Origin of the sequence: Pantoea sp. BAV 3049, assembly GCF_009765445.1 — a bacterium.
Classification (GTDB): domain Bacteria; phylum Pseudomonadota; class Gammaproteobacteria; order Enterobacterales; family Enterobacteriaceae; genus Erwinia.
Genome location: NZ_WHOY01000031.1, coordinates 1050285 through 1056948 on the forward strand (window position 1 = coordinate 1050285; position 6664 = coordinate 1056948).

The window sequence follows — 6664 nt, forward strand, 5'->3', positions numbered from 1 at the left end:
TTGCGTGTTACGTTCCGGGGTCGCGCTGCTGCTTTCGCCCACCATCCGCAGCCCGCTCCACAGGAACGAAACGGTCTCCGTTTCTACGCCATGCCGGTGCAGGATCTTGTGGGTTCGGCGGCCCAGCACATCGTAGCGATACTCAACCCGGCTGAACTCCGGATGTCGTTCAAAACGGACCTCTGACACCCGCTGCTCATCGTCATAACTGAACCGCTGTTCTGTGGCATCCGGACCGCTTTTGCGCCAGATCATCCGGCCAAAGCCATCGAAAGACCAGCGTGCGCCTTTCAGGCGTTGCAGCAGGTTATGCCAGACCACCTGACCCGGCTTATCGGTCTGGTTTCCGGCGGCATCCCAGCTGAAGTGCTCCTCTTTAAAGGGTCGCACCTCGCGGGTCACCTGCCCCACAGCATCATAGCCAAACCGCTGATGCTGCTGCGCCCACTCGTTCTGTTGGGTGGCGTTATCCAGCACCCTTTGCTGCATCACCTGATCCAGGCGATCCCAGCTGTAGCGACGCCCGAAGATGATGCCGGTGCGATCCTCAAAACCGCTGCGGCGCATTACGATCCGGCCTGCCGGATCGTAGCGCGTCTCCTGGTTCAGCACGCCCTGAGTGCGCCCTGTCTCACGATGCAGCCGGTCTCGCTGATAACCGGCAATCTCCTGCTGTCTGCCGCCCAGTTGCAGATTAACCTGCAACAGGTGGCCCGTACCGTAGCGAAGGCAGTTAACTGAGCGGCCATCAGGCAGCGTGCTGCTGGTCAGATTACCCAGCACGTCATACTGATGAGTGAAAATTCCGCCGCTGTTCTCTTCACTGAGCAGATTGCCCAGCGCATCGCTGGTCAGGCTGAGGGTTTCAGTCTCGCGGACCTCATAACCTCCCGCCTGCGCCTGTTGCCAGTTCGCCAGCGACATCTTTCTGACTTCAACGTTATCAGGACGATAGTGATACTCGGTGCGGTTCAGCTGGGTGGTTTTTACCGTCAGCCGGTTCACCACATCGTATTCAAACCGGGTGGTATGTGGCGCAAGCGTTTCTCCGGCGGAGTTCAGCGGATGCTCCGTCACCTCCGACACCAGCCCCTGCGCATCATAGCGATAGCTTTTGCGCCGCCCGGCATAGTCGATCTGTGCCAGCAGGCGCTGGCTGTTATCGTATTCAAACTGCCAGCGATCGTTATTAGGGTTGATCAACGCGGTCAGGCGTCCAAAACGATCGTACTGATAGCGGGTGAAATGCCCGGCAGGATCGGTTTCTGTGACGATCTGCCCACGTGCGTTACGGGTGACCTTACGCTCGGAAAAACCGTCAATATTCTCGCCGGTGAGCATTCCCGCCCGGTCATATTCATACTGCGTGTCGCGCCCGTCGGCCCGAGTCACACAGCGCAGACGACCGGCTTCGCTCCACTGATAGCGTGTGGTGTTTCCTTCCGCATCAGTGGTGCCAGTCAGACGGCCTGCATCGTCATAAAGGCGATGGCTCTGGTTGCCGGAACAGTCTTCATCACGCTGAATCTGGCCCCGCTCGTTCCACCAGAAGCGGTGCGTGTTTTCCAGCGCATCGGTACGGGTCAGCAAGTCACCCTGCTCGTTCCAGGTAAAACGGGTTGTCCCGCCGTGGGGATCGATAACGGCGACAACATCCCCGGCAGCGTTGTACTGGTACTGCCACACAGCCCCATCCGGCAACACTTCCTGCAGCGGAAAAGCATAAGACGGATGCCAGGTGGTGAGGGTTGTTCTGCCTGCCGGATCGCGAACCATCGTCAGCCTGGCCCGCTGGTCATAGCCATATTCCCAGACTCTGTCGCCAGGCGCATGGGTAGCCATCAGCAGGTCGCCGTGCTCCGCCCAGCGATAGCGCCAGTGCGCACCATAACTGTCGATATAGTCAGTCACCCGGCACAGCTCATCCCAGCGGTGTACCGTTGTTCCGCCGGAGAAACAAGTCACGGTCGCACTGCGATCCTGCTCATCCGCATCGATCAGCCAGTGCTCCAGGCAGGTCCGGTTATCGTCCAAAACCTGAAATTCATAAACCCGCCAGTAGCGTGGATCGATCGACGGTTTCCACTGATATTCGACGGTCATGCCCGAGGCATAGCTGTGTGAAGCCATCAGATCGCTGGCGCGATCCCAGCTGAAGCGGCGGGTTTCGATGCCGTCAGCATCATAAACACCGATCAGCTGCCCCTGCGGGTTGTAACAGTAGCGAACCAGAGGGCGAAACTCACCGGCAACGCTCTGATGGACAGCGGTCAGGCGCCCGTGTACCGGCTCATAGCTCAACCTGACGTCCAGCGCTTCATTATCTCCGGCAATGCTGACCAGTTGCCCCGCGTCGTTCCAGCCAAAGTGCTGGCAGTTCTCATGGCGATCGTAAATGCGACCGATGCGCCATTCGCCTTCGCGGGTCGGATCCGCTTCGTAGAGATGGAACTCTCCTTCAGCGGTCTGCATGATGATCACTCCCTGCAGGGTGCAGTAGAGCGTGAAGCCATCGTCATCAAAATGCACCACATCGCCCGGCGCGATTTCGCCCAGCCCCAGCTCCTGACCGCTGATATCACGCCACAGGAATTGCAGGGTGCCATCGTCGTGGCGGAAGCGGATCAGGCGGGTTTCGAACGGCATCATCCAGCCGGTGCCAAACATGCCGCTGGCAAGATTGCGGCTGTTGTAAATACGCTGCCAGTACAGAGGAATGCGATCTTCCAGCACAAAATCGAGATCTTCCTGACCGGCGAGGATCTTGGCACCAGTCGCGTAGTTGACCGGGTAAAGGCTCTGTACCGCGTGGACGGCAACGCCACCTGCCACTTCAGCACCCGCATTCGCCGCGATAATACAGGTGATCTGCCGCAATGCGCGCCGCGCGGCAATACGGGAAAAAAGCTGCTCCAGCAGCTTCGCGCCTTCTTTGCCAATTCCTCCGCCCAGGATCCCGCCGATAAAATAAGCCAGCGCGTTTTTACCGCTGCGGATATCACGCACCACAATGCTGTCACCGCCGATGTTAACGCGGGGATTTTCGCTCACCTGTATCTTCGCTTCGCAGGTGCTGCGATCGCCGTTACGGGCCGCAGGATGACCGTTAATCAGCACTTTTTTCGACCCTTCCGCGAGGAAGTTTTCGTTCTCAGCCAGATGGCCTTTGCTGCAGGCCACGGTGTCTTTACTGGCCGGGGTAGCATAGGGACTGGCGCTGGCGACCGTGGGCTGTACCAGATCGTCATACAGGCTGCTGAAAAAGTGCTTCACCGAGTCGCCGTTAATCTGGCTGACTTTATCCAGCAGGGCGCTGGCCGTGGCACCGGGATGAGTGACCGCCGACGCAATCCCGGCGGCCATCGCCATTGCGCTGTCGAGAAAACCCGGCTCTTTTTCATCCGCCGCAGCGGCAGCGTTCAGCCAGTCGTGATCAACCGTTCCCGCAGCGCGGGCCGCCGGTTTGCCCATAATATGGACGTTGTCCGAGCCACTGGTGATCACGGCGTCCGGTGGTCCCCGCATCCCCAACATATCCAGCAGGCCATCAACCGCCTCGCCCGCCCTATTTCCGAGTTTCTCCGGATAACCTGACGCCATAGCCCCGACGGTCAAGGCCACGCCAACGGCGATACCGATCCCCGTGCTGGAGATCAACCCGGCACCGAACAGAATGCCGCCATAAATCGCCCCTTCCACCACCCCGCTGACCAGGTCTGAGAGGAGCGAGCTGTGAACTAAAGGATCGTCTAAACGAGCCGCGGTCAAATCAGACATAGATCAGGCCTCCGTGCCTGCGACTGGAACAAATCGATCCTTAATGGTTTGCCAGGCTTCCAGCGAGGCCGGGTCGAAACTCGCCGCCCGGCTGAACGTCAGCGCCAGCAGATGCGTGGCGGTCATGACCACCAGCAGTTTCTGTACCACCAGCACGCCCTGATTTTCAAAACGCATATTGACTTCACGCGCGGGCAGGCCGCCGAACAGCGTGTCTTCAGCCTCGTCAGCAGCGAACTTCTTCATGTCGTGTTTTACTTTGGCCAGTTGCTGCTGCAGATACTCCTCTTCCTGCCCGGCTTTCACTTCCCAGGCGCGGGTGACCACCAGCGTGGCGCGCACTTTTGGCAGTTTGAGCAGGGTAATGCTTTGATCCTGCACCGTTTCAGGAAGCTGCAGCGTTCCTTCTGACATGACGTAATTCATGATGTTCTGCTCCCGCTGTCTTTAAAGGCTTCCGTGACTTCGTTTTCAATTTCTGAGGGGGTAGGTTGCGGCGACGGCGCTTTGGCTGGCTGATTGATATTAAGATCCAGCGTGCCACCGGTATTGATCTGCCCCTGGCCTGAGGCGTTAATTTCAAACTGGTTGCATTGCAGGGAGATGGTGCCGTTCGGATTGAGTGTCAGCATGCTGTCGCCGGAAATCAGGCTGATGCCATCCCCCGAGGCCAGCGCAATGCCGCCCTGCGTTTTCATCACATAATCACCGCCCACCAGCTCGCTACGGCTCCACTGCGTTTTCTGGTCGTAAGTGCCGCAGACGGTACTGCTGAACGTCTTCTGCACGGTGACAGTCTGATTGCCGCCGACCGACTGGGTTTCATCATTCTTTACGTGGGTGTCCATGTTCTTCTGCGCCTGGATCCACACCTGCTCTTCCCCAGCTTTATCCTCGAAGCGCAGGGCGTTGGCGTTGTCCGGCGAGCCGTCTTTTGAACGGCTGAGGAAGCCCATCTGCGTGGCGGCAGCAGGAAGTGCCCACGGTGGCATGCTCGCCTCGTTGTACACCCGTCCTGTCACGATCGGGCGGTCCGGATCGCCATTGATAAAGTCGATCACCACTTCGTCATTCACACGCGGGATCTGCACGCCGCCGAAGCCCTGGCCCGCCCACGCGCTGGAGACTCGCACCCAGCATGAGCTGGTATCATCACCTTTTGCCAGGCGGTCCCAGTGGAACTTCACCTTTATACGGCCATATTTATCGGTCCAGATCGACTCGCCCTTCGGCCCCACTACCTTTGCCGTCTGCGGGCCGTGGGTACGCGGCCACGATGTTTTCGGCGAGGCGCGGAAGGTGATCGACGACGGGATCACTTCGATCGCGATGTTGTGTTTAGTGCTGGTGTCGCTGCCGCTGGCGTAGCTGTTCTCTTCAAAATCGTAATAAGCATCGATGGTCAGATACTCGCCGTTGTCGCTGAAAAACGGGGCGTTCGAGAGCGTGAAGGTGTTGCCCGGCGCAAGGCCCAGCGCAGTGCCGACGCCGCTGATCTGCTGATGCTCTACCTGCCACACTTCCTGGCGGATCTTCGCATAGAACTCGCCGTGGTCGTGGTCCACAAAATGGCCCGGCCAGTCGTAGACGTCGATCTGCCCCGGTGAGGGAGAAGCCGGGTTCTGTCGCGCCTGAAACATCCATGCGTTCGGCTTGCGGAAGTCGTAGTCGTCGATGCTGTAGATCCCCGGCGTCACCTGGTCCTGCAGCTCCCAGAGGCTGATGCCCTCTTCGAGGGTAGAGCCACCCGACGGCGTGACGTGGTATGGGATAGTCTCATAGCCGCTGTACGGCTGATGCTGCTGCGCGCTGTCCATCAGCACCAGCGTGTGTTTTTCCGCCTCGTGGCGGAAGAAATAGTAGATCCCCTCCAGCTCCATCAGACGGCTGATAAAGTCGTAACTGCTCTCCTGATACTGCACGCAGTATTCCCACACGCGGTAGTTGCCGGTCAGCCTGTCTTCAATCGTGACGTTATATTCACCCAACAGGGTTTTGACGATCTGCGGTGCCGTCTGGCTCTGGAAGATGCGCAGGTTGCGGTCGCGCTTCATCGGCCAGAGATCAGGCTCCATCACCACGCTGTATACCGCATAGCGCGTGCCGTTCAGCTCCTGACTGTTCACGCCTACTTTGGTGATTTTGCCGTTCAGATAGCGCGTGGCCAGCACGCCCTGCGTTGGAACAGCAACGGTAATCGGCTGCCCCAGCAGTGTCTTGCGGTCGATACGGGCATCAGTGCTCAGTAACTGAACGGTAAGCTCAAAGGCGCTGGACAGCTTTTCGCGGCCGTTCAGTTTCCAGAACAGCAGCCCATCCACTGGCAGTTGTACGGTTATACGATCAAACATGGTGATTTCCCTGACTGGCTAAACCCGGCAGACCGCCGGATTCTGTGATGAAGGTTAACTCTGGGGGTTGAGCAGCCACACACCTTCGCGATCGACGGTGATGCTCTGATCGCGGCTGCGGCCGCCGTTACTGATGCTGAAGCGGTAATCTCCCGGTGGCAGTTGCAGCATGGCAAAGCCATTGGGTGAAGGCACCAGCGCCTGCGGGCTGCCGTTCATCGCAACTTCATCACCCGGCTGCAGCTTGATATAGACCTGAGCAACCGGCGCTGGCGGCGGGGTTACGGCCGGTTCGCTGTTCTGTGCTGCGGTATCGCTGCTGGCTGAGGCCTGTGCTGCTGTGGTGCCTGCCGTATCTGCTGGTTGTGTTGACGCGGCAGGCGTTGTCTCAGCCGGATCGGCAGATGCCGTTACGGCTGGCGTAGTGGTCGAGGCGGTCTGTGTCGACGTATCGCTGCCACCGCCCGCGATCATCGCCCCCACGCCAACCCCCACCAGCACCCCGGCAGCAATCAGTCCCGGCATGATAAAGCGCC

The 6664-nt window shown here is 59.1% G+C and carries 3 protein-coding genes and 1 pseudogene; all 4 read right to left on the minus strand.

Annotated elements, in window-relative coordinates; genetic code table 11:
• Positions 1-3777, minus strand: a 3777-nt coding sequence (locus tag GSQ70_RS05730; protein WP_158785233.1) for a DUF6531 domain-containing protein, incomplete at its 3' end; no start/stop codon positions are given.
• Positions 3778-3780: 3 nt separating this feature from the next.
• Positions 3781-4203 carry a DcrB-related protein gene (locus GSQ70_RS05735; RefSeq protein ID WP_158781657.1) on the minus strand — a complete coding sequence of 141 codons (423 nt, stop codon included), beginning with the start codon at positions 4201-4203 and terminating at the stop codon, positions 3781-3783.
• Entirely contained in the window at positions 4200-6128 is a 1929-nt protein-coding gene (locus GSQ70_RS05740) for a type VI secretion system Vgr family protein (RefSeq protein WP_158781658.1), read from the minus strand. Before GSQ70_RS05740 ends, GSQ70_RS05735 begins: the two co-directional genes overlap by 4 nt.
• 54 nt (positions 6129-6182) lie before the next feature.
• Positions 6183-6664 (minus strand): annotated as a pseudogene (locus GSQ70_RS05745) (serine/threonine protein kinase); the annotation flags it as partial.